This window comes from Paracoccus sp. TRP, assembly GCF_000185925.1.
Lineage (GTDB): Bacteria > Pseudomonadota > Alphaproteobacteria > Rhodobacterales > Rhodobacteraceae > Paracoccus > Paracoccus kondratievae.
The window spans coordinates 152,735-175,139 of sequence record NZ_AEPN01000003.1; the positions used below are offsets into that span (position 1 = coordinate 152,735).

Here is a 22,405-nt window from a genome sequence, read left to right on the forward strand (position 1 = left end):
TCGCTCAGGCAGCGGCGCGCAGCGGTCCGGGACGAAAGGGCGTAATCTCGACCTCGGCCCCCTCAAAGGTACAAAAGCTTTGCGCGGGGACCTCAAGCCAATCGGTTTCGTCGCTTTCCAACGGTTCTGAAACCACTGCTCGGCCACCACGGGTGCCTGACCAGCGATGATACAGTGTCGGCGCGTGCTCGTCGCTCGCGTAGCGCAGCGCATATAGCCGCTGCCCATCGGCAAAAGCGGCAGTCAGCCGCACATGCGGCGTCGTGCCCCTTGCACGCGCCAAGGCTTCGAATTTCGCGGTTGCGCGCGCCATGGCCCCGGCGGGGTCGTCGTCCAACCCCTCGCCCAAAGCCATCAGGAACAGCGCCTCGCTGTCGGTTGCGCCCTTGCGGTGGTGGTAAAGCTCATCCGGAATCAACACCTCGGCATGGCGGCGATAGCTGTCATAGCCGCCGAACTGGCCGTTATGCATAAAGCTCCACCTGCCGACGACAAAAGGGTGACAGTTGTTACGGCTGGTCGCCGTCCCGGTCGAGGCCCGGACATGGGCAAGAAACAGATGTGATTTCACCGTCGCAGTCAGGCTGCGCAGGTTACTGTCCGACCAGGCCGGCATGATGTCGCGATACAAGCCCGGCTCGGCCCGCTCTCCATACCACGCGATACCGAAACCGTCAGCATTCACCGGGGTATGACAGCGCGTCGCCCCGTGACTTTGCCGGACCAGCGAATGACCGGGCCGACAGATGACATCCTCAAGATAGATCGGACTGCCGAGATAGGCTGCCCACCTGCACATTCCCTGCCCCTTTCAACGTCTTTTTCAAGCGTTAGCACGAAAGGGGCGGGAAATCATCCAAAAGTCTCAGGCCGGGTTCTCTTCTACGATCACAAGGTCGCGCTCTGCCGCGCCTTTGGCGTGCTCCAACGCGGCCTGATACTCGGGGGAATTGTAACAAGCCACGGCCGCCTCAAGGCTGGGAAAGCGCGCCACGACGTTGCGGGCACGCTCTTTGCCCTCAAGCTGCACATAGCGCGAGCCACGCGCCAGAAACGCCCCGCCATACGCTGCGATTGCCGGCCCGGCAAGTTGGGCATAGCGGCCATAAGCCTCAGCGTCGGTGACATTCACATGGGCGATCCACAGCGCGGTCATGCCTTTTCTCCGATCAGGGTCTCGATAGCGTTGATGGCGGCATCTGCCGCTGCAAGGCTGGGCGCACCGCCTTGGGCGCGGTCAGGGCGACCACCGCCGCCCTTGCCGCCAAGTGCAGCAGTCGCGGCCTGCACGAGTTCGACGGCGCTGATCCGGTCAGTCAGATCACCAGTCACACCCGCTGCAACGGTCGCCTTGCCTTCAGCCTCGGCCAGCACAACCACTGCACCCGAGCCCAGCCGGGATTTCAGCTCATCAACCAGCGGCCCCAGCTCCTTGCCGGAGACACCTTCGACCCGACGGGCGATCAGCTTGATACCGTTGATTTCCTTCGGCGCCTCAGCTTCACTGCCACCCATGGCCAGTTGACGCTTAAGCTGTGCAACCTCGTTTGCCAAAGCCTTGCGTTCATCAGCCAGCGCCCGGACCTTGCTCACCACATCACCGGCCTGCGCCTTAACGATACCGGCAATCTCGCCCAGCTCGCCATCGACGCGGCGCAACTCGTCCATCGCGGCCTGACCGGTCAACGCCTCGATCCGGCGCACACCGGCGGCCGAGGCCGTCTCGCTGGTCAGGACGAACATCCCGATATCGCCCGTGCGCGCGACATGAGTGCCGCCGCAAAGCTCCAGCGAATAGGTTCGGCCATTCGCGCCCTTGCCCGAGCCCTCAAGCTCACCCATGGCAACGACACGCACTTCATCGCCATATTTTTCACCAAACAGCGCCTGGGCGCCCAACTCGCGCGCCTCATCCGGGGTCATAATCCTGGTTTCAACCGGCGTATTCTGGCGGATGTATTCGTTCACCTCGCGTTCAACACGAATGACCTCTTCAGGGGCCAGAGCCTTGGCGTGGCTAAAGTCGAAACGCAGTCGGTCAGGCGCATTCAAGCTGCCACGCTGCGCGACATGTTCACCCAACGCGCGACGCAGCGCCTCATGCAGCAGGTGGGTGGCCGAATGATTGGCGCGAATGGCACTGCGCCGATCATGGTCAACCGAAAGCTGCGCGCCCTGACCACACTGAATCGAACCCAGTGTAACCTCGGCAATATGGATGAAAACACCGCCCGATTTCTTGGTGTCGGTCACGCGAGCCGCGCCGGTCTCGGTCTTGATCAGACCGGTATCGCCAACCTGACCACCGGCCTCGCCGTAGAAGGGCGTCTGATTGACGACGATCTGCACCTGCTGACCCTCTGCGGCGCTGTCAACGGCCGTCCCTTCCTGAACAAGGGAAAGGATCTGTCCCTCGCTGATTTCGGTGTCATAGCCCAGGAATTCGGTCGCGCCATGTTCTTCGGCAATGTCGAACCAGATCGCGGCATCTTTCGTTTCACCCGAACCGCTCCAGGCAGCGCGGGCCTTAGCCTTCTGCTCGGCCATAGCAGCGTCGAAACCGGCCGTATCCACGGTCCGACCCTTTTCACGCAGCGCGTCCTGCGTCAGATCCAACGGGAAGCCATAGGTGTCGTAAAGCTTGAACGCAGCTTCGCCCGGCAGCTCGCTCCCCTCGGGCAGCTTCGAAAGCTCCTCATCCAGCAGCCGCAATCCGCGGTCGAGCGTCTGTTTGAAACGGGTCTCTTCCAGCTTCAATGTCTCCTCGATCAGCGATTGTGCGCGACCGAGCTCGGGATAGGCTGCGCCCATCTCGCGCACCAGCGCAGGAACCAGACGGTGCATCACCGGATCCTTGGTACCCAACATATGGGCGTGGCGCATCGCGCGGCGCATGATCCGGCGCAGGACATAGCCCCGCCCTTCGTTCGAGGGCATCACGCCATCCGCGATCAGGAAACTGGTCGAGCGCAGGTGATCGGCAATGACGCGGTGATGAACCTTACCGGGCCCATCAGGATCGTTCGAGGTTGCATGTGCGCTAGCCTCGATCAGACTACGCATCAGGTCCGTGTCATAGTTGTCGTGCTTCCCCTGTAGCAGCGCGCCGATCCGCTCCAGCCCCATGCCGGTGTCGATCGACTGCATCTCCAGCGCGCGCATCGAGCCGTCCTCGAACTGCTCGTTCTGCATGAAAACGAGGTTCCAGATCTCGATAAACCGGTCACCGTCCTCGTCAGCCGAGCCGGGCGGGCCACCCCAGATCTGATCACCGTGATCATAAAAGATCTCGGTGCAGGGGCCGCAGGGGCCAGTCGGACCCATCTGCCAGAAGTTGTCCGAGGTCGGAATGCGGATAATCCGGTCATCCGACAGGCCAGCAACCTTTTTCCAGATATTCGCGGCCTCGTCGTCGGTATGATAGACAGTGACCAGCAAGCGATCCTTGGGGATGCCGAAATCCTTGGTCAAAAGCTCCCAAGCGAAAGGAATGGCGCCTTCCTTGAAATAGTCGCCGAAGCTGAAGTTCCCCAGCATCTCAAAGAAAGTATGGTGCCGGGCAGTATAGCCTACGTTATCGAGGTCATTGTGTTTGCCGCCCGCCCGGACACATTTCTGTGCCGTGGTAGCACGCTTATAGTCCCGCGTTTCGACACCCGTGAACAGGTTCTTGAACTGCACCATGCCCGAGTTGGTAAACATCAACGTCGGGTCGTTGCGCGGCACAAGCGGGCTTGACTCGACAACGCGATGACCGTTGCGTTCGAAGAAGTTCAGAAAGGTCGAGCGGATATCATTCAAGCTGGGCATGTGGGGCCTTCATCGCAAAGCGGTTCACCGGGGCAGACCCGGTTTGGCGCACGGTCTATCCCCAGCCATGGCGGCTGTCCAGCAATCCTGCGCGGCTCGAAAGACATCTGCCCCCACGAAATCCACGAGGAAGAGAGTGCCGTAAAGCGGGCGCGTGACGAATGACAAATAGCGAAATGGCAATCGGTTGTCAGTCATCACGCCCTCATCGGAAGCATCAGGCTCCCGATCACTCGTCAGCCATCACCTCGTCACCATCTTCCGCGACCCCGAAATCCAAGCCATGGCTCGCGCGAATCTTGTCTTCGATGGCATAGGCAACATCAGGATGATCGCGCAGATATTGCTTGGCATTCTCACGACCTTGGCCGATGCGCTCATCGCCATAGGAATACCAAGAGCCTGATTTCTCGACAACACCTGCCTTGATCCCCAGGTCAATCAGCTCACCGACTTTGGAAATACCTTCGCCATACATGATGTCGAATTCGACCTGACGGAAGGGCGGTGCCACCTTGTTCTTGACCACCTTGACGCGGGTGGTGTTGCCGATCACCTCGTCACGATCCTTGATCGCACCGGTGCGGCGGATATCCAATCGCACCGAAGCATAGAATTTCAACGCATTGCCGCCCGTGGTGGTCTCGGGGTTCCCAAACATAACACCGATCTTCATCCGGATCTGGTTGATAAAGATCACCATGCAGTTGCTGCGTCCGATGCTTGCAGTCAGCTTGCGCATGGCCTGGCTCATAAGCCGGGCCTGACTGCCCATCTGCATATCACCCATATCGCCTTCGATCTCGGACTTGGGCGTCAGCGCTGCCACCGAATCGACCACGACAAGGCTGACCGCACCCGAACGCACCAGCGTATCGACAATTTCCAACGCCTGTTCGCCGGTATCGGGCTGGCTGATCAGCAGATCATCCAGATTCACGCCCAGCTTCTTGGCGTACTGAGGATCGAGCGCATGCTCAGCGTCGACAAAGGCACAAACGCCGCCTTTTTTCTGCTCTTCAGCCACGACATGCAGCGTCAGTGTGGTCTTGCCCGAACTTTCGGGGCCAAAGACCTCGATTATCCGCCCCTTGGGCAACCCTCCGATCCCCAGAGCGATATCGAGCCCCAGGGAGCCGGTCGAGGTCGCCTCGATCTCAGCCACCGGACTATCGGCACCCAGCCTCATGATCGAACCCTTGCCGAATTGCCGTTCGATCTGGGCCAGAGCGCTATCCAGCGCCTTTTGCTTGTCTGCGGATCGCTTGTCGTTCATGTCAAAAAGTGTTGCCCCTGCCATGCGGTCCTCTTGCTTATTTCACACCCCGCCATCCGGGGCAATCTGCGCCTACCGCCATTTTGTTCATGGCTTGTTCTTATTTGCCCCTCATCGCTGCAAAAGGCAAGCCTTCGTTTGCGAATCAAGCATCACCAATGATCTGCATAGTTAGGGGAAAAGGATTAAGAGGCCGTTTACAGCCGAATGGCAAATGTCTATCGCAGCCCTCATGTCAAGTGGTCAGGAGTGTTAAGAAATGTTGATATTCTGGGAAAAACGCCTGGTTTTCCTGGCAACACCCAAGGCTGGCTCGACAGCCATCGAAGCCGCTTTGGAGGGGTTGGCTAACCTGGCGGTTCAACGCCCTGCAGAGCTGAAACACACCAACCTACGCACCTATCGGCACCATATCGAGCCTTGGTTGCATTCGATCACCGGCGAAAAATTTACCACCATCGCCCTCATGCGCGAACCGATCAGCTGGCTGCAAAGCTGGTATCGTTTTCGCCTGCGCGATGATGGGGATGACCCTGATCATACCATGATCGGGATGAGCTTTGCAGACTTCGCCGCTGCTTATGCTGATCCTGCGGGATCAGCAATTGCGCAGGTCGGAACTCAGAGCGACTTCCTGACAACCACAATTGACCGGGTTGATCGCATCTTTCGCTATGAGGAAATCGAAAGCTTTACCCATTTTCTTGAAGATCGGCTGGACTGCGGGATCAGCCTGCCGCGTGTCAACGTACCTCCCGCCGTGGATGTCAGCCTTAGCCCCGGGCAAGCAGAGCAGTTGCGGCGGGTGATGGCAGATGACTTTGCCCTCTATGCCTCATTGTGATGCCCACTCATTCATCCCGACGCTGTTCTCCCAATTGCCGTGTGACCAACGCAGTCAGGTCTGACAGAGAGAATGGCTTGGCAAGGAAGGCTGCATCCGGTACGGGCGGGCGTCCTTCAGAAAAGATATCTTCGGTATAGCCCGACATGAAGATCACCTTGGTGTCAGGCCTGTCGCGTAAAGCAGTGCGCACCCAGGCAGGACCGTCCATTCCCGGCATAACTACATCAGTGACGAAGACGTCAACGATCAGCCGCTCATCTGCCAACAGGGACAATGCATCCTCGGCACAGGCTGCCTCAAGCACCTTGAACCCTTGTAGTTTCAATGCGCGGCTTGCGAAAGAACGGACCGGCGCTTCGTCTTCGACAAGCAGAACAGTCGCTTCAAGCTCGCGCAAAGGTCGAATGGGGACCACAACAGGAGGCGACGTCTTTTCAAGCTCATGTCGATCATGCGCGGGAAAAAACAGCGAAAAGCTGCTGCCCTCTCCAAGCATGCTATCACAGAAAATATAACCTCCTGTCTGTTTTACGATCCCATATGCGGTCGAAAGGCCCAGACCCGTGCTTTCACCGACGCGCTTGGTGGTGAAAAACGGCTCGAAAATCTTTACCAAATCATCCGGAGCAATCCCGCAACCCTGATCGCGTACCTGAACGCGTACATAATCACCGGCTGGAAGAATGGCGCGCCCGAACTCGGCCTTGGTTTCAAGTCGGACATTGTCGGTAGAAATATTGATGTCGCCGCCGTCCGGCATGGCATCCCGGGCATTTACCACCAGGTTCATAATAACCTGCTCCAGCTGGCGGCGATCTGCGCGGATCATCCGCAGGGCAGGATCATGGTCAAAGGTCAGCACCACCCGTTCGCCCACCAGCCGATTTAGCAGATGCGTCAGATCCGAAAGCGTATCCCGCAGGTCCATGATCTGCGGCTTGAGCGTCTGCTTGCGGGAAAATGCCAGCAACTGGCGCACCAGCGCCGCAGCACGATTGGCGTTCTGGCTTATCTGGTCGAGGTCGGCATAATCCGGATCAGCCTTGTCATGACGCAGCATCAGCAGGTCGCAATGCCCTGTGATCGCAGTCAACAGGTTATTGAAATCATGGGCAATACCTCCGGCAAGCTGACCGATCGCCTGCATCTTCTGGCTTTGAACAAACTGGGCCTCAAGCGTCTTTAGCGCACTTGCATCAGACAGAACGGCCGTGACGTAGTCACCCCGCGCCCGCGTCAATGTGAGCTGCACGAAACGATCCGGCCCGTCAGCTTTGACATGCAGGACCTCAGAGCCGCCAACCGTTCTGCCCGCACAAACGTCAGAAACCCAGTCGCCGATCTCACGTCCCAGACCATCGAGCAGAATGGAAAGTTTCTGGCCCAGAATCTGCCCACCCAGCAGATTGCGGGCCGCGGCATTGGCGCGGATGATATTTCCTGTCGGATCCAGAACAATAAGGGCGACAGGCAGTGAGTCGAAATCGTCGTGATCGCTGCCCAGGACTGCAGGCGGGGGGGTAACCGAACGTTCGCAGGCAACAGCCTGCCACAGCCGGATTTCGGACCTGGTCCTGCGGGTCACCGTGTATTCGCAACCATTGCCCAGATCTGCCCGTATTCTGCCGCGGCGAGACAGCCTGATGGTAAGATCGCTCCACATCCTTTCCGGATCAGCGTGGCTACGCCCCAACACCTCATGAATTCGGCGCCCCACCAGGTCGCCGAACCTGTCCAGCGCTTCTTGATTCTGAGCCAGGATCAAACCCGCCGCATCGGTAGCCATGGCGGGCTGTTCATGCTGGTGGATGGCTGGCAATACATCGTCCAGATCACGCTTTGTGATCAGAGCACGGCCGATATGGCGCGCCGAAAGAACACCGGCAAGAAGATACCAGGCCATGATCACGGCACCCGCGCTGATCAGGACCAAGCCGCCCTCCCGCCAATGCGGGTATATTGCCAGCCACAAGGCGCCGATCACCATGGGCAGTGTCAGAAAGGGCAGCACGATACGTGCCGAACGCAAGCTTTCCGTACGTTCCGAACTCATTACTCTTCTCGCGACTTATCTGGTGACGGATACGGCACACGAGTTAAGGAAGGATTAACGGCAGCGCATCAGCGCAAGATAAAACCCGTCCGAAGCATCAAGTGGTGAATAGCGGCGCTCCAGAACCATCTGGAACCCTTGGTTTTTTGCAAGAAAAACTCCAACCTGTCGCTCATTCTCTTCGGCCAGGACCGAGCAGGTCATATAGGCCAACACCCCGCCCGGCGCGACAAAGCCGGCTGCCTGATCCAGAATACGGCTTTGCGTAGCTAGAACACGGCGTAAATCATCGGGGGTCAGACGCCATTTCGCATCGGGGGTGCGCCGCCATGTTCCGCTGCCGGAACAGGGTACATCGGCGAGCACCGTGTCGAATTGCCCCTTTACCTTGCCTGGCTGAGCCAGACGGATCCGGACACCTGCGCGCTCGGCCCGCGCCGGCAGGTCGGCCATGCGATCCGCATTGATGTCATGGGCTGTGATCGGCCCCGCACCCTGTGCGGCCATAGCCAGCGCCTTGCCCCCGCCGCCCGCACATAGGTCAAGAAGACTGCCCTGTGCCGGCAGCAATGCACAGGCCATTTGCGGAGAGAGGTCCTGCAATTCGACCATCCCCTGCCGATAAGCATCAGACCCCGCTACACGCCGCGCGCCCTTTGTCACACAAATTGCCGAGGGCAGGACGGGGTGCGACCGGACGGCAATTCCTTCCTTTGCCAGCGCCTCAATTGCCTCCTCAGGATTGGTTCGAAGCGTATTGACCCGCAACCAGACCGGAGCACGTTCCCGCATTGCAACGGCTGCGGCTTCAGCGTCAGGACCCAGCGATTCACGCCACAGGGGGATAAGCCAGTCGGGCAGATCCAGCACCTCGTCAGATGAGGGCTGGCGACCCGCCTGCAGCTCTGTCTCAACCAGCAGAGAAGGCGCGAACTTTTCGCCGGTGAAGAGCGACGCAGGATCAATTCCCTCCTCCTGGCAAAGACCCAGCATCAGCCCACGACCTGACATCGCACCACCCATGGCCGCACGCGAACGCAAACGGCGCAGGTTGTCAAAGACAAGATCGCGGACCGCAGCGCGATCACCAGATCCGGCAAAGCGGCTGGCGCGTGCCCAGCGGATCAGCGCCGCCTCGGCGGGCTGTCCTTCAAGGATCTGGTCGAGAATGGCAATGGCTGCAGCAGCTCTGGCGGCGGGCGTCATGTCAGGCTGCGTCCCTTACGCGGCGAATACGGATTACGGAGCGCAGAAACGAGCTTGGCGGCTCTTTGTCAATCCCGTTACCGGACCGCCTCGGGAGTCGTGTCGGATGGCCAGAGCGAAGCCCGCCTTTCCCCCTCTTCGCCGAGCCGGACGGTGACCAGCGGCCCGGCCCTTGCCCCAAGCGGCGAGCGGCCAGGTGCCAGCACCGCCAGCGAACCCGGCTGACCGGTAGCTGGACTGCCCAAAGGCGCGCCGAGCAGCATCACCCTTTCCCGCACCCTTCGGCGCTGGCCCGAACCGATGCCGGCAAAGCGGTTATAGGTTTCGGGAGAGTCGCTCAGACCCTGAAAGCCGCGGTCACGCAGCATCTGGTGCAGGGTATCGAACCGCGCCAGATACCGCTGGGCATTGGCCGGCGTGCGCGAGTGAAAGGCGCCTGCCGCCTGACGCCAGTCACCCGTCTCGGTATAAAGCTGAAAAACAAAGCGGGCAGCGTAACGGGCGTTTTCCAGCGGATCGAACATCTCGGCGACCGAGGAGAAATTCTCGCCATGCCAGCGATAGTTCAGCTGAAAACAACCAATGTCGATATTGGTGCGCCCCTGCGCGACCCGATCTTCGGCATAGGCGATGGCACTGGCGGGATCATCAAACCATGTCCCCTCGCCCTCGGCATTCGCACTCCACGCCCAGGGGCGGACGATGCCATCCAGCCTGCGACCGGTTTCGGTCAGGGTCAAGGCGCCAAGTACATCAACCGGCACGCCACTTTCCCGTGCGGCCTGCTGCGCCGCCCATTCGCAGATCTCGGCCGCAGGCATGGCCGGTATGCGAGAGGGCATGCAGACAAGTGCCAGAAGGCCAAGCAAAAGGACGAGACAGCGCATGTAACGGTCCGGGGAACATGTATCCGGACCATCTCTAGCCGAGAACCGTTAAGATCCGGTAAGCGGCCCCCAAACCTCAGCCTGGGGGGGCCGCACACGGGCGCGATCTCACGAAAAGCGCAGCACCGACTTGATCGAGCGGCCTTTTTCGCTGTCCTCGATGGCTTCGTTGATCTGCTTGAAATCATAGAAGGTCACGAGCTTGTCGAAGGGGAAACGCCCCTGCCTGTACAGCTCGACAAGGCTCGGGATGAACAGATCGGGCACCGCATCGCCTTCGCAGATCCCGCGCACCTTGCGGCCAAGCAGTAATCCCCACGTATCAAGCGGGATCTCGGACCCGAAGGCCGGGGCGCCGATCATGCCGCATTCCCCAAGAATGCGGACCGAGTCCACCGCCTGCCTGAGAGCCTTGAGATTGCCCGAGGTCTCGAGCGAGAATTTTGCGCCAAGCCCTCCGGTCAGGCCGCGTACGGTTTCCACCGGATCGGCCCTGGTCGGGTTGATGGTATGGGTCGCGCCCAGCTCTTTTGCCAGCGCAAGCCGCTGATCGTTCAGATCGACGCTGATGATGGTGGCACAACCCGTCACCACCGCCCCTAGCACCGCCGACAGGCCGACTGCGCCCGCCCCGTAGATCACGATGGAATCGCCGGCTGAGGGATGGAGTGAGTTGATCACCGCCCCTGCCCCGGTCTGCACCCCGCAGCCCAGTGGGCCAAGCAGCTCAAGCGGCACGTCATTCGCGACCTTCACCACCGAACGTTCATTGCCAAGGGCATGTGTCGCAAAGGAGGACTGGCCGAAGAATCCGCCATGGATCACCTCGTCCCCCTTGCGCATCGTCGGCGAGCCATCCATGCGCGCAAAGCCGAAATTCGCCTTGGAGAAATCGCGGCAATACATCGGCTGACCGGTCTTGCAGGTGTCGCATGCCCCGCAATAGTGACAGCTCATGACCACATGATCGCCGGGCTTGAGCTTGGTGACCTTTGCGCCGACCTTCTCGACGATGCCCGCACCTTCATGGCCGTACACGGCCGGGAAAGGGGCGGGAACGACCTGATCGCGAGGCAGCGTGTCAGTGTGGCAGATGCCCGTCGCGACCAGACGCACCAGAACCTCGTCCTCGCGCGGGTCGTCAAGCTCGATCTCTTCGAGCGAGAATTTCCCGCCCTTCTCTCGCATTACTGCCGCTGTGATCTTCATGGTCTTTCCTCTTTTACTGTATAGCTGCGAACCAGGCAGGCTTGCCCCGGGTCTGGACGGTCACCGCCTTGAGATGCGTGTACATGTTCAGCGTCTCGTGACAGAATTCACTGCCGATCCCGCTTTCCTTGAAGCCGCCGAAGGGTGAGCCGGGCGCGAGATTGAAGTAGTTGTTGATCCAGACGTTTCCGGCCTGCAGCCGGTCCGCCGTGTCCCAGGCAGAGGCGAGGTCGTTGGTATAGATCCCCGCCGCCAGCCCATAACGGATGTCGTTCGCGTCATGGATGAGCCGGTCGTAGTCGCTCCACCGGATGACCGAGAGAACGGGGCCAAAGATCTCTTCCTGCGCGATGCGGGTATCGTTCGTGGTCTCGAAAACCGTCGGCTCGAAGAACCAGCCGGCATCGCATCCGGGAACCTCGGCCCGGCCTCCGCCCGTGGCCAGGCTGGCCTGTTCTTTGCCGATGTCGATATAGGACTGGACCCGACGCCCCTGCTTTTCCGAGACGAGGCAGCCCAGCAGAGGATAACTGTTGGTCGGATCGGCCACCCTGATCCGCCGCATCGAGGCGACGAGGCGCTGCATGAAATCGTCGTAAATGTCCCGATGCAGGAACAGGCGGGTCCCGGCCAGACATGACTGGCCGTTGCAATACATCGAGGCGAATGTGACGTTATCGACGATCGCGTCCATATCGGCGGCCGCGATATCCGGGAAAACGATGTTCGGGCTTTTGCCGCCGAGCTCCAGCGAGACGGGGACGAGGCGCTGCGCACCGGCCGCCGAGATCAGCCTCCCCACCTCGGAACTGCCGGTGAAGGCGAGTTTTGCGACATCGGGATGGCTGGTCAGGGCCGCACCGGCCTCTTCCCCGAAGCCGGGAACGATATTGATCACACCGGGCGGAAAGATTTCCGCAATCAGCTTGCCCAGCTCAAGCGTCGAAAGCGAGGCATGCTCGTCGGGCTTCAACACGACCGTGTTCCCGGCGGCGATAGCAGGCGCGATCTTGAACGCCGCCATGATCGCCGGCACGTTCCATGGAATGATCTGGCCGCAAACGCCGTAGGGCTCGCGTTTGGCGACAAGATATCCGTCGGCGATCGGCCGCCCCCAGCCCTCATGCATAAGGATCGCCGCAGCAAAGTAACGATACTGCTGGACGGCGATCGCGTGGTCCAGCCCCGTCTCCCAAAGGCCGCGTCCGATATCCAGCGTATCAATTGCCATCAGCCGGCCGGCTTCGCGCTCGATGGCATCGGCAAGCCTGCTCAGGCAGGCCGCGCGTTCCTCGGGCGTCTTCGCCCGCCAGATCGGGAAAGCGGTTTTGGCAGAGGCAACCGCCGCGTCAATCTGATCCTTGCCGCAGCGGGCGATATCGGCCAGATGCTCGCCCGTCGCGGCTGCCGTGGCCGCAAAGACCGGGCCTTTGACCGGCTGGAAACTGTTGTTGATAAAGGCGCCATAGCTTCGGGACAGACTGGCCCGGGCGGCAGACACATCGGTCATCCGTTCTCTCCTGTCGTTTTTTCTCGGTTGTCGGGCCCGCGCGAGTCATGGCTCGCCACCCACAAAGGCTAGGCCCGGCCCCTGGGCGCCGTCTATCCGCTGCTGGCGAAAATCGGGGAAATACTATCCGTTTCTTGCAGATTTGCGGGTCTGGCTGGGCAATTCACCAAAACGCTCGCGGTAATAGGCCGAAAACCGGCCAAGATGGAAAAATCCGTGCGTCATGGCCAGATCGGCAAGGTCAGCCCCCGGATCCGCAATCAGCGCCACCCGCACCGCATCAAGACGAAGCTCGCGCAGCCAGACCATCGGCGACCGTCCCAGTTCGGCATGGCAAAGCGCGTTCAGCTGCCGCTCGGACAGCGCCGCGACGCGAGCCAGATCGGCCAGAGCGATCGGCTGGCCAAGACGGGCGGTGGCATTGGCATGCAGCCGGTCGATACGCCGCCTGCGCTGACGACCTTGCGGCAGGCCGCGGGGATCGGTGTCATCCACCACCCCACTGCCATTAAGCAGCAGGAACATCGCCAGCCCCTGCTCCATATGCGCAAGCCAGGGTGCCAAATCCGCGCTTTTGTGCCGTACCCCCTCGACGGCCACGAAAGCCTCCAGTTGCGCCCGCCAGTGCAGCGCGGCGGTCGGAGCGAGCATCCGCCCCGGATCGGCGCAGACAGCGGCAAGCAGATCCGGCCGGCCCAGCGTATGGGCAGCCTCGGCCATAAGGCTGTGCGGCAGGCGCAGGATCAGCTGCTCGCTGCCCTCGGACCAGCGCAGCCGGATGTTGCGGCGCGGCGAGCTGATCACCGCGCTGCCCTGAGGCACCAGCCGGCGCACGCCATCCGCCTGAACCTCGATCGGGCCAGTCAACGAAAAATGCACCAGCGAAAAGTGATCATAGACGACGGGACAGATACCCACCTCGGGGCCATATCGCAGCGAATAAAGCGACAGCCGGGGGGTGTCGAACTTGTAAAGCCGGGTATCGACCCGCCCCGCCTCCCAATGCAGATGATGGTCGGACAGCTCGGCTGCCACCAGACCATGCGTCTCCATTTGTTCACGGGAACGGAAAATGCATTGCTGATAGAGGGCAGCCAGCCCGGACATGGCGCATACCCTCTGCCACCCCGCCGTCCAAGCCTTTACACACGCATGACGGTTGTCAAGCCGGATGAGCGGGCGCGGCGGCTTCCCCGGGCCGTAGCTGGCCCGGAGGCGTTATCTGACAGGGCCCGATCAGCCCAGACGATAGTTCGGGCTTTCGCGGGTGATCTGCACGTCGTGGACGTGGCTTTCCTTAAGCCCCGCACCGGTGATGCGCACGAACTGGCAATTGCGCTGCATCTCGGCCACGGTCGCGTTGCCGGTATAGCCCATGGCAGCGCGCAGACCGCCGACCAGTTGATGGATCACCGCAGCAGCCGAGCCCTTGTAAGGCACCTGCCCCTCGATCCCCTCGGGGACCAGCTTGTCCGAGGCGGCGTCCTTCTGGAAGTAGCGGTCGGCAGAGCCGCGCGCCATGGCGCCAAGGCTGCCCATGCCGCGATAGGATTTGAAGCTGCGGCCCTGATACAGGATCACCTCGCCCGGGCTTTCATCGGTGCCCGCGATGGCCGAGCCGACCATGGCGCAAGCCGCACCCGCCGCGATGGCCTTGGCGAAATCGCCCGAGAACTTGATGCCACCATCAGCAATCACCGGCACATCGCCCGCGCCGCGCACAGCGTCCATGATCGCGGTCAATTGCGGCACGCCAACACCGGCGACGATCCGCGTCGTGCAGATCGAGCCCGGACCAATGCCGACCTTGACCGCATCAGCGCCGGCATCGACCAGCGCGCGAGCCGCATCGGCGGTGGCGACGTTGCCGGCCACAACCTGAACCTCGTTCGAATACGCCTTGATACGGCTGACAGCACGGGCCACGCCCTCTGAGTGGCCATGGGCAGTGTCGATCACCACCAGATCAACCCCGGCCTCGATCAGGGCAATGCTGCGCTCATACCCTTCATCGCCCACGGTCGAAGCAGCCGCAACCCGAAGCCGGCCCAGCTCATCCTTGCAGGCCAAGGGGTTCAGCACCGATTTCTCGGTATCCTTCAGGGTCAGAAGGCCGGTCAGCTTGCCAGCAGCATTGGTAACCAGCAGCTTTTCGATACGGCGTGCCTTCATCAGGTCGATGGCTTCGGCCCGATCGGCCGGCTCGCGCAGGATGGCAAGGTTGTCCGAGGTCATCACCGCCCGCACTGGCATCTCATCGCTGTTGGCAAAGCGCATGTCGCGGTTGGTGATGATGCCAACCACCCGGCCCGAGGCGTCAACCACCGGAAAGCCGGTGACATTATAGCGGGCCTGCAGGGCCTTGGCATCGGCAATGGTCTGTTCGGGGGTCAGGGTGATCGGGTCATAGACGATGCCCGACTCAAAGCGCTTGACGCGGCGGACCTCATCGGCCTGCTGCTCGGTGGTCAGGTTGCGATGGATCACGCCGATGCCGCCTGCCTGAGCCATGGCAATCGCCATGCGGCTTTCAGTGACGGTGTCCATGGCGCTGGAAAGCAGTGGGATATTCATCCGGATCTGCTTGGTGACACAGGTCGTCACGTCGGCGGTCGAGGGCATCACCGAGGACGCCGCAGGAACGAGAAGAACATCGTCGAAGGTCAAAGCCTCACGAATCTGCATGGGAGCATCCTTGTCAGGGGTTCGTTTGGCAGTTTCCCATTTCACGGGCCGCGTGGAATGTCCAGCCTTCCGCCGTGCGATCTGCTAGAATTGGAAACAGTTTTTCGCGGACACGGCGCAAAAATCGTCGTAGTCCCGTCCTCTGGCCCCCGCATCGGGGAACGTTGCTGCAATGACACGGAACATAACATGGTACCAGACTGGACGCCGCGTCAGAATATGCGGGTGATTGACGCAGCCACGACCCCTGCCGCAGGCTGGAAGCAGAGGTTCGGAATGAGCCTGTTTCTGGGAGGAAATCATGAATAGGATCATCACCGGCATTGGCGCCCTGCTGACCACCGCAGCGCCGGTTCTGGCCGGCGGGATCGAACGCGCGCCGCAGTCGATCGCGCCACTGTTCGAGCAGGGGAATTATCTGGAGCTGAGCTTTGGCGGCGTCACGCCGGAGGTCTCGGGCAGGGACATGCCTGTCTTCGGCGGAAGGGATACCGGGGACGTCGCACAGGGCTATGGCTTTGTCGGCTTCTCTTACAAGCATCAGTTCACCGACAACCTGTCGGGCGTCTTTATCGTCGAGCAGCCGTTTGGTGCGGACATCCTTTATGAGCCCGGCAAATCCATCGCCCTTGGCGGCACCCTGGCCGAGGTGAACTCGACCACCTATACCGCCCTTTTGCGCTATAAATTCGACAATAACTTCTCGGTCCATGGTGGTCTGCGCGGCTCACGCGCTGATGGGCATGTCAGGCTGAGCGGCGCTGCCTATGGCCCGCTCTCGGGTTACGACGTCGATCTGGACGGCGCCTGGGGCATGGGCTGGGTCGCGGGCGTCGCCTATGAGGTGCCCGAGATCGCGGCACGCGTCTCGCTGACCTACAACTCGCCCGTCGAACACGAATTCGACACGGTTGAAACCCATCCCCTCACCGGGCCGGTCAGCAGCAAGACCAAGGTTAAGACCCCGCGGTCCTGGACGCTGGAAGGCCAGACCGGGATCGCTGAAGATACGCTGCTGTTCGGCTCAATCCGTTGGGTGAACTGGTCCGAGTTCCGGGTCGAGCCGCAGGTACTGGTCAGTGCTCCCCCGCTGGGCTTCGGCGTTGAGGGCGGGCTGGTCGAACTTGAAGACACCACCACCTATACCATTGGCGTGGGCCGCAAGTTCACCGAAAACTGGTCGGGTTCGCTGTCCTTCATGTATGAGCCTGAGAACAGCGATCTGGTCTCGCCCCTGTCCCCGACCAACGGTCGCAAGGGCGTCTCGGTGGCCGCGATCTATACCCGCGACAACCTTAAGGTCACGACCGGCGTCAGCTATATCAAGCTGGGCGATGCCTATGCCGAAACCGGCACTCCGGATCAAGAGCGGGCCAAGATGTCGGGCAACCACGCATGGGGCGCGGGGATCCGGATCGGCTATTCCTTCTGATCTCTCGACAAAAGCGAAAGGCCCCGGAACCTCCGGGGCCTTTTCTCATGCACAGGACAGGCGGGCGATCAGGGTTGCAGCGCCTGTACCAAAGCGGTGAAATGCTCGCCGCGTTTCTCAAAATTCGGATATTGGTCAAAACTCGCGGCGGCGGGGGCAAGCAGCACAGTCTCGCCCGGTTGTGCCTCAGCGGCGGCGCGGGCGACGGCCTGATCCATGGTTTCAACAACCTCATAAACGGTCTGGCCGATCTGCAGCGCAAAATCGCGGCCTGAATGGCCGATCAGATAGGCTTTCACCACTTCGCCCAGATAAGGCTGAAGGTCGGCGATGCCACCTTCCTTACCCAGCCCCCCGGCAATCCAGCGAATGCGCTTGAAGGCGGTAAGCGCCTTGGCGGCCGCATCGACATTGGTCGCCTTGCTGTCGTTGACCCAGCGCACGCCGCCGATCTCGGCCACGGTCTGACTGCGGTGGGGCAGGCCCTGAAAACTGTGAAAGGCGCTTTCGATCTCGCGCGGGGCGAGGCCGATGGCCCGGGTCGCGGCATAGGCGGCACAGGCGTTCTGGTGGTTATGCGCCCCAGGCAGACCCGTCACCTCGCGCAGATCAATCGAGGCGATCTGCCGGCCCTTGCGATACTCTGACAGAAAACCCTTGCGGGCAAAAACTGACCAGCCAAACCGCTCAAGCTTTTGTCCCGAGGACACCCGGATCACCCTATCATCGCCAGGCCCCATGCCAAGCTGATCAGCCAGATAGCGGCCCTCGACCTCATCCACACCGATCACGGCACGATCCGGCCCACCTTCAGCGAACAGGCGGCGCTTGGCAGCGAAATAGCCGCCATAGCCGCCGTGACGGTCCAGATGATCCGGCGACATATTGGTCAGGACCGCCACGTCGGGGGTTAAAGCACGGGCAAGGTCGGTCTGGTAGCTCGACAGTTCAAGCACCACCACCTCGCCATCATGGGCGGGTTCCAGCGACAGGACACCCGTGCCGATATTCCCGCCGATCTGGGTCGGGCGGCCCGCCTCTTTCAGGATGTGATGGATAAGTGCTGTGGTGGTGGATTTACCGTTTGAGCCGGTGACGGCGATCACCCGGGGGGTGCTGTCAAACCGCTCCCATTCCGGGGTCGCAAAACTGCGAAAGAACAGGCCGATGTCATTATCGACCGGCACACCCATCGCATAGGCGCAGGCAATGACCGGATGCGGCGCGGGGTAAAGATGCGGGATGCCGGGGCTGGTGATCAGCGCCGAGATACCGTCCCAGTTCTGCTCGCGCGTAAGGTCAAGGACATGTAACCCGTCCGCGGCTGCCTGCTCGCGGATATCGGCACCGTCGTCCCAGACGACGACGCGGGCCCCGCCCGCAGCAAGGGCAGCCGCCGTGGCGCGGCCCGAGCGGCCGAGCCCGAGTACGGCGATGGTTTGGTTCTGGACGCCCTGGACCGGAATCATGACGCTTCCTTGATTGTGGCAGGCGGGGGAAGCTTCGCCTTGCCCCGCGCCCGGAGGGGACGAATAACGGCTAGCGCAGCTTAAGCGTCGCCAGCCCGATCAGCGCGAGGATCAACGCGATGATCCAGAAACGGATGACGATCTGCGCCTCTCCCCAGCCCTTCTTTTCAAAGTGGTGGTGGATCGGGGCCATCAGGAACACCCGCTTGCCAGTGCGCTTGAAGTAAAGCACCTGAATGATGACCGACAGTGCTTCGACGACAAAAAGGCCGCCGACGATGGCCAGCACGATCTCGTGCTTGGTCACGACGGCAATGGCACCCAGTGCACCACCAAGGGCAAGGCTGCCAGTGTCGCCCATAAAGACCGCAGCCGGAGGGGCGTTATACCACAAAAAGCCAAGGCCCCCGCCGATCAGCGCGGCGACAAAGACTGCAAGCTCACCCGTACCGGGCACCAGATGCACGCCCAGATAATTGGCGAAATTCGCGTGGCCGACCATATAGGCGATGACCGCGAAACTGGCCGCAGCGATCATCACCGGCATGATTGCCAGCCCGTCCAGCCCGTCGGTCAGGTTCACTGCATTGGCCGCGCCAAGGATCACCAGCACGGTAAAAGGCACGTAAAGGATGCCAAGGTTGATCAGCGCATCCTTAAAGAAGGGCAGGGCCAGCTCTCCGCTCAGTGCGGCGGGATGCAGCCAGGTGGCGGCAAGACCTGCGCCGGCAGCAATGCACAGACCAATCGCCAGCCGCACCTTGCCTGACAGTCCGGCGTGATGCTGTTTGGTCACCTTGGCATAGTCGTCAGCAAAGCCGATGGCGGCAAAGCCCAGCGTCACCAGCAGCACGATCCAGACATAGCCATTGTCGAGCCGCGCCCAGAGCAGCGTCCCGACCACCAGCGCAGCAAGGATCAGCAGACCGCCCATGGTCGGCGTTCCGGCCTTGGAAAAATGGTTCTGCGGCCCGTCATCACGGATTGGCTGACCCTTCTTTTGCTTGCGCCGCAGCAGGTCGATCAGCGGTCGGCCAAAGAAAAACCCAAAGAGCAGCGCAGTGAAAAAGGCGCCGCCCGCCCGGAAGGTGATATACCGGAACAGGTTGAAGAAATCCCCGCCGTCGGAGAGGTTCGTGAGCCAATAAAGCATTACGCTGTCCTTTCGCCAGGGAGCGTGCTTTGGCGCGTCCGCCGCAGCGCGTCAACCACCGTCGAGACCTTCGAGGACTTCGACCCCTTCACGAGCACGATATCGCCGGTGGCGACCAGCTCTCCCACCCTTTCGGCCAGTTCCGCAGCAGTCGCGGCATGCAGACCGCGCCGGGTTTCGGGCAGAGCCTCATGCAGGGCGCGCATACGCGGCCCGGCGGTATGAACCAGATCCACCGCCGCCATCGAAGGATCATCGGCCATGCCGCGATGCAGTGCGATTTCATCCGGTCCAAGCTCAAGCATATCGCCCAGAATAGCGACGCGGCGACCCCCGGTCAGACGGGCCAGCGTCGCAAGCCCGGCGGCCAGCGAGGTCGGGTTGGAGTTATAGGCGTCGTCGATCAGCCGGATGCCGCCCAGATCCTCGACCGCGCCACGGCCCAGGGGCGGGTGCCAATCGGAAAGATGCCGCGCCGCCTCGGCCAGATCCGCCCCAGCCGCCGAAAGTGCGGCCAGAACACCGACCGCGTTCATCACGAAATGCGAACCGGCCGTAGCAAGGGTGAAATCCACCGTCTCACCCAGAACGCGGGCGCAGACGCGGGTCACCCCGTCCCCGGTTTCGGCCTTGATGGGTCTGGCCATGCCATGTTCGCCAAAACCGATCACGATTGCCCCGGACTCATCCGCATAGTCGCGCAAAAGCGGCGTCACGCCCAGATCCTCGGGCAGGACCGCGGTACCGGGCTGTAGCAGGCCACGAAAGATCGCGCCTTTTTCCCGCGCAATCCCTTCGATCGCGCCAAACGCCTCAAGATGCGCGGCAGCGACCGTCGTGATCATGGCAACATGCGGACGGGCCAGACGGGCCAAAGGCTCAATCTCTCCCGGATGATTCATACCGATCTCGATGATGGCGAAATCGGTGTCGGCGGGCATGCGCGCCAGCGTCAGCGGCACGCCCCAGTGGTTGTTATAGCTGGCCTCTGCGGCATGAATCCTGCCCTGACCGGCAAGGGCGATGCGTGCCATCTCTTTGGTCGAGGTCTTGCCGACCGATCCGGTGATGGCGATGACCTTGCCTTGCATCCGCGCGCGCCCCGCCCTGCCCAGAGCCTCTAGCGCGGGCAGAACATCGGGCACGGTCAGCAGCGGCGCGTCGGGCGCGACACCTTCGGGGATGCGGCTGACCAGCGCCGCCGCCGCGCCCTTTTCCAGCGCCTGGGCGACGAAATCATGCCCGTCACGCGCGGCTTGCAAGGCGACAAACAGATCGCCGGGCTGAATGGTGCGGGTGTCGATCGAGATACCGGTGATCGCAAAGTCACGGGTGGCACGGCCGCCGGTTGCAGCAGCGGCATCCTGCGAGGTCCACAAGCTCATATCTTGCCATCCAGCGCCGCGACGGCCACCGAGGCCTGTTCAGCATCGTCGAATGGATAAACGTCACTGCCGATGATCTGGCCGGTCTCATGCCCTTTGCCCGCGATCAGCAGCGCATCACCCGGCTGAAGCGTATCGACCGCGCGCAGGATCGCCTCGGCCCGGTCTCCGATCTCGATTGCCTCGGGTCCAGCCCCGGCCATCACCTCGGCGCGGATCGCGGCCGGGTCCTCGGATCGGGGGTTGTCGTCGGTAACATAAACGACATCCGCGAATTGCCGCGCCGCCTCGCCCATCAGCGGGCGCTTGAGCCGGTCGCGGTCACCACCGGCGCCAAAGACCACGACGATACGGCCCATGACATGCGGTCGCAGCGATTGCAGGGCCGAGGCCAGAGCGCCGGGCTTGTGGCTGTAATCGACAAAGACCGCCGCGCCATTCTCGCGCACCGCCGCAAGCTCCATCCGGCCGCGCACCGTGGTGAGGCCCGACAAGGTGTCAAGCACGCGCGCCGGCTCATCCCCGGCAGCGATGACAAGGCCCGCTGCAGCCAGGACGTTCTCGGCCTGAAAACCGCCGATCAGCGCCAGACGCACCAGATGCGCCTGACCATACAGGCTGAAACGCAGATCCTGCCCGGTTGCATCATAGCGCTGGTTCAGGATGCGCAGGTCAGCACGTTCGGCACGGCCAACGGTCGTCAGCTTCAGGCCCCGGTCGCGGGCGATCTGTTCCATCTGCCGGCCGCGCGCATCGTCGATATTGATGACCGCGCCCGCACCTTCGTCCAGCAGCCGGTCAAAGAGCAGCGCCTTGGCGGCGAAATATTCGTCAAAGTCCTTGTGGTAGTCGAGGTGGTCCTGACTGAAATTCGTGAAGGCCCCGGCCTTCAGCCGCACCCCGTCCAGCCGATGCTGGTCCAGACCATGAGAGCTGGCCTCCATCGCCGCATGGGTGACGCCCTCGGCGGCCGCCTCGGCCAGAACGCGGTGCAGGGTGATCGGCTCGGGCGTGGTATGGGCCAGCTTGGCCTGATAGTCGCCCTGCACGCCCATGGTGCCCAGGCTGATCGCCTTATGGCCAAGCGCCTGCCAGATCTGGCGGGTAAAGGTCGCAACCGAGGTCTTGCCCGAGGTGCCGGTGACAGCAACCATCGTCTCGGGTTGCGCGGCAAACCACAGCGCGGCGGCACCGGCAAGCGCGGCGCGCGGATCCTCGGCCACGACCAGCGCCGCATCTGCGCCTGCCAGTTCAGCAGCCGCAATCTCGGCGCCCTTGCGGTCGGTCAGGATCGCCCCTGCGCCCTGGCGCAGCGCGTATTGGATGAACTCGGCCCCATGCACCGCCGAACCCGGCAGCGCCGCGAACAGGCAGCCCGGCCTGACTTGCCGCGAATCGACAGCCAGGCCCGTAATCTCGGGGTCGCGCCCCTTGTCCCCTCTAAGCCCCAGAAGGGACAGTCGCATCGCCCGGTCCGTCACGG

Annotated in this window: 17 protein-coding genes; 2 read left to right on the plus strand and 15 right to left on the minus strand. The window is 61.9% G+C overall.

The annotated features are described in order from the left end of the window. Nucleotides 1-4: 4 nt before the first annotated feature. From PARACOCCUSGL_RS0103230 to recA, 4 genes are all read right to left on the minus strand, one after another. A complete protein-coding gene (locus PARACOCCUSGL_RS0103230; RefSeq protein ID WP_010393007.1) occupies nt 5-799 on the minus strand; it encodes a class II glutamine amidotransferase in 795 nt (264 codons plus the stop codon). 66 nt (nt 800-865) lie between these two features. Next, nucleotides 866-1,156: a DUF1330 domain-containing protein gene (locus PARACOCCUSGL_RS0103235; RefSeq protein ID WP_010393009.1), complete on the minus strand. Its 291-nt coding sequence runs from the start codon at nt 1,154-1,156 to the stop codon at nt 866-868. Continuing rightward, a complete protein-coding gene (gene alaS, locus PARACOCCUSGL_RS0103240) occupies nt 1,153-3,810 on the minus strand; it encodes an alanine--tRNA ligase (protein WP_010393011.1) in 2,658 nt (885 codons plus the stop codon). Before alaS ends, PARACOCCUSGL_RS0103235 begins: the two co-directional genes overlap by 4 nt. A 229-nt stretch (nt 3,811-4,039) precedes the next feature. After that, complete coding sequence (gene recA / locus PARACOCCUSGL_RS0103245) at nt 4,040-5,110, minus strand: recombinase RecA (protein WP_010393014.1); 1,071 nt, start codon at nt 5,108-5,110, stop codon at nt 4,040-4,042. A 235-nt stretch (nt 5,111-5,345) separates the two neighbouring features. On the opposite strand from recA, the gene PARACOCCUSGL_RS0103250 reads away from it, so the two are divergent. Further along, nucleotides 5,346-5,930: a sulfotransferase family 2 domain-containing protein gene (locus tag PARACOCCUSGL_RS0103250; protein WP_010393016.1), complete on the plus strand. Its 585-nt coding sequence runs from the start codon at nt 5,346-5,348 to the stop codon at nt 5,928-5,930. A gap of 7 nt (nt 5,931-5,937) precedes the next feature. Here the strand turns inward: PARACOCCUSGL_RS0103250 and PARACOCCUSGL_RS0103255 are convergent, their stop codons facing one another. The 7 genes from PARACOCCUSGL_RS0103255 to guaB all read right to left on the minus strand — a co-directional run bounded on the left by PARACOCCUSGL_RS0103255 (nt 5,938) and on the right by guaB (nt 15,483). Beyond that, nucleotides 5,938-7,986 carry an ATP-binding protein gene (locus PARACOCCUSGL_RS0103255; RefSeq protein WP_010393018.1) on the minus strand — a complete coding sequence of 683 codons (2,049 nt, stop codon included), beginning with the start codon at nt 7,984-7,986 and terminating at the stop codon, nt 5,938-5,940. Between the two features lie 54 nt (nt 7,987-8,040). Then, nucleotides 8,041-9,192 (minus strand): RsmB/NOP family class I SAM-dependent RNA methyltransferase, encoded by a 1,152-nt coding sequence (locus PARACOCCUSGL_RS0103260; RefSeq protein WP_010393020.1) that lies wholly within the window; start codon nt 9,190-9,192, stop codon nt 8,041-8,043. 77 nt (nt 9,193-9,269) lie between these two features. Continuing rightward, the gene (locus PARACOCCUSGL_RS0103265; protein ID WP_010393023.1) at nt 9,270-10,079 is read right to left on the minus strand and encodes a hypothetical protein; all 810 of its coding nucleotides are present in this window, start codon (nt 10,077-10,079) and stop codon (nt 9,270-9,272) included. A 108-nt stretch (nt 10,080-10,187) separates the two neighbouring features. Beyond that, complete coding sequence (locus PARACOCCUSGL_RS0103270) at nt 10,188-11,288, minus strand: NAD(P)-dependent alcohol dehydrogenase (RefSeq protein WP_010393025.1); 1,101 nt, start codon at nt 11,286-11,288, stop codon at nt 10,188-10,190. A 13-nt stretch (nt 11,289-11,301) separates the two neighbouring features. Next, a complete protein-coding gene (locus tag PARACOCCUSGL_RS0103275; protein ID WP_010393027.1) occupies nt 11,302-12,798 on the minus strand; it encodes an aldehyde dehydrogenase in 1,497 nt (498 codons plus the stop codon). A gap of 123 nt (nt 12,799-12,921) precedes the next feature. After that, entirely contained in the window at nt 12,922-13,905 is a 984-nt protein-coding gene (locus tag PARACOCCUSGL_RS0103280) for an AraC family transcriptional regulator (protein WP_010393030.1), read from the minus strand. Between the two features lie 129 nt (nt 13,906-14,034). Next, nucleotides 14,035-15,483, minus strand: a complete 1,449-nt coding sequence (gene guaB, locus PARACOCCUSGL_RS0103285) for an IMP dehydrogenase (RefSeq protein ID WP_010393033.1) — start codon at nt 15,481-15,483, stop codon at nt 14,035-14,037. A gap of 301 nt (nt 15,484-15,784) precedes the next feature. Here guaB and PARACOCCUSGL_RS0103290 point away from each other — a divergent pair, with 301 nt between their 5' ends. Beyond that, entirely contained in the window at nt 15,785-16,915 is a 1,131-nt protein-coding gene (locus tag PARACOCCUSGL_RS0103290; RefSeq protein ID WP_010393035.1) for an OmpP1/FadL family transporter, read from the plus strand. 68 nt (nt 16,916-16,983) lie between these two features. On the opposite strand, the gene murD is transcribed toward PARACOCCUSGL_RS0103290, so the two are convergent. The 4 genes from murD to PARACOCCUSGL_RS0103310 all read right to left on the minus strand — a co-directional run bounded on the left by murD (nt 16,984) and on the right by PARACOCCUSGL_RS0103310 (nt 22,388). Further along, nucleotides 16,984-18,384 carry a UDP-N-acetylmuramoyl-L-alanine--D-glutamate ligase gene (gene murD / locus PARACOCCUSGL_RS0103295; RefSeq protein WP_010393037.1) on the minus strand — a complete coding sequence of 467 codons (1,401 nt, stop codon included), beginning with the start codon at nt 18,382-18,384 and terminating at the stop codon, nt 16,984-16,986. 70 nt (nt 18,385-18,454) lie between these two features. Next, on the minus strand, nt 18,455-19,537 hold the full coding sequence (gene mraY, locus PARACOCCUSGL_RS0103300) for a phospho-N-acetylmuramoyl-pentapeptide-transferase (protein WP_010393038.1): 1,083 nt from the start codon (nt 19,535-19,537) through the stop codon (nt 18,455-18,457). Next, entirely contained in the window at nt 19,537-20,922 is a 1,386-nt protein-coding gene (gene murF / locus PARACOCCUSGL_RS0103305; RefSeq protein ID WP_010393040.1) for a UDP-N-acetylmuramoyl-tripeptide--D-alanyl-D-alanine ligase, read from the minus strand. Before murF ends, mraY begins: the two co-directional genes overlap by 1 nt. Next, nucleotides 20,919-22,388 carry a UDP-N-acetylmuramoyl-L-alanyl-D-glutamate--2,6-diaminopimelate ligase gene (locus PARACOCCUSGL_RS0103310; protein ID WP_010393042.1) on the minus strand — a complete coding sequence of 490 codons (1,470 nt, stop codon included), beginning with the start codon at nt 22,386-22,388 and terminating at the stop codon, nt 20,919-20,921. Before PARACOCCUSGL_RS0103310 ends, murF begins: the two co-directional genes overlap by 4 nt. Between the last annotated feature and the right edge of the window lie 17 nt (nt 22,389-22,405).

What these genes read in the sequence shown, in the direction of transcription:
- PARACOCCUSGL_RS0103270 (WP_010393025.1), bottom strand. Translation starts at nt 11,288, where the DNA reads ATGAAGATCACAGCGGCAGTAATGCGAGAGAAGGGCGGGAAATTCTCG.
- murD (WP_010393037.1), bottom strand. Translation starts at nt 18,384, where the DNA reads ATGATTCCGGTCCAGGGCGTCCAGAACCAAACCATCGCCGTACTCGGG.
- PARACOCCUSGL_RS0103280 (WP_010393030.1), bottom strand. Translation starts at nt 13,905, where the DNA reads ATGTCCGGGCTGGCTGCCCTCTATCAGCAATGCATTTTCCGTTCCCGT.
- PARACOCCUSGL_RS0103275 (WP_010393027.1), bottom strand. Translation starts at nt 12,798, where the DNA reads ATGACCGATGTGTCTGCCGCCCGGGCCAGTCTGTCCCGAAGCTATGGC.
- PARACOCCUSGL_RS0103310 (WP_010393042.1), bottom strand. Translation starts at nt 22,388, where the DNA reads ATGCGACTGTCCCTTCTGGGGCTTAGAGGGGACAAGGGGCGCGACCCC.
- PARACOCCUSGL_RS0103235 (WP_010393009.1), bottom strand. Translation starts at nt 1,156, where the DNA reads ATGACCGCGCTGTGGATCGCCCATGTGAATGTCACCGACGCTGAGGCT.
- PARACOCCUSGL_RS0103290 (WP_010393035.1), top strand. Translation starts at nt 15,785, where the DNA reads ATGAATAGGATCATCACCGGCATTGGCGCCCTGCTGACCACCGCAGCG.
- murF (WP_010393040.1), bottom strand. Translation starts at nt 20,922, where the DNA reads ATGAGCTTGTGGACCTCGCAGGATGCCGCTGCTGCAACCGGCGGCCGT.
- PARACOCCUSGL_RS0103260 (WP_010393020.1), bottom strand. Translation starts at nt 9,192, where the DNA reads ATGACGCCCGCCGCCAGAGCTGCTGCAGCCATTGCCATTCTCGACCAG.
- PARACOCCUSGL_RS0103230 (WP_010393007.1), bottom strand. Translation starts at nt 799, where the DNA reads ATGTGCAGGTGGGCAGCCTATCTCGGCAGTCCGATCTATCTTGAGGAT.
- PARACOCCUSGL_RS0103265 (WP_010393023.1), bottom strand. Translation starts at nt 10,079, where the DNA reads ATGCGCTGTCTCGTCCTTTTGCTTGGCCTTCTGGCACTTGTCTGCATG.
- PARACOCCUSGL_RS0103250 (WP_010393016.1), top strand. Translation starts at nt 5,346, where the DNA reads ATGTTGATATTCTGGGAAAAACGCCTGGTTTTCCTGGCAACACCCAAG.
- PARACOCCUSGL_RS0103255 (WP_010393018.1), bottom strand. Translation starts at nt 7,986, where the DNA reads ATGAGTTCGGAACGTACGGAAAGCTTGCGTTCGGCACGTATCGTGCTG.
- mraY (WP_010393038.1), bottom strand. Translation starts at nt 19,537, where the DNA reads ATGCTTTATTGGCTCACGAACCTCTCCGACGGCGGGGATTTCTTCAAC.
- guaB (WP_010393033.1), bottom strand. Translation starts at nt 15,483, where the DNA reads ATGCAGATTCGTGAGGCTTTGACCTTCGACGATGTTCTTCTCGTTCCT.
- alaS (WP_010393011.1), bottom strand. Translation starts at nt 3,810, where the DNA reads ATGCCCAGCTTGAATGATATCCGCTCGACCTTTCTGAACTTCTTCGAA.
- recA (WP_010393014.1), bottom strand. Translation starts at nt 5,110, where the DNA reads ATGGCAGGGGCAACACTTTTTGACATGAACGACAAGCGATCCGCAGAC.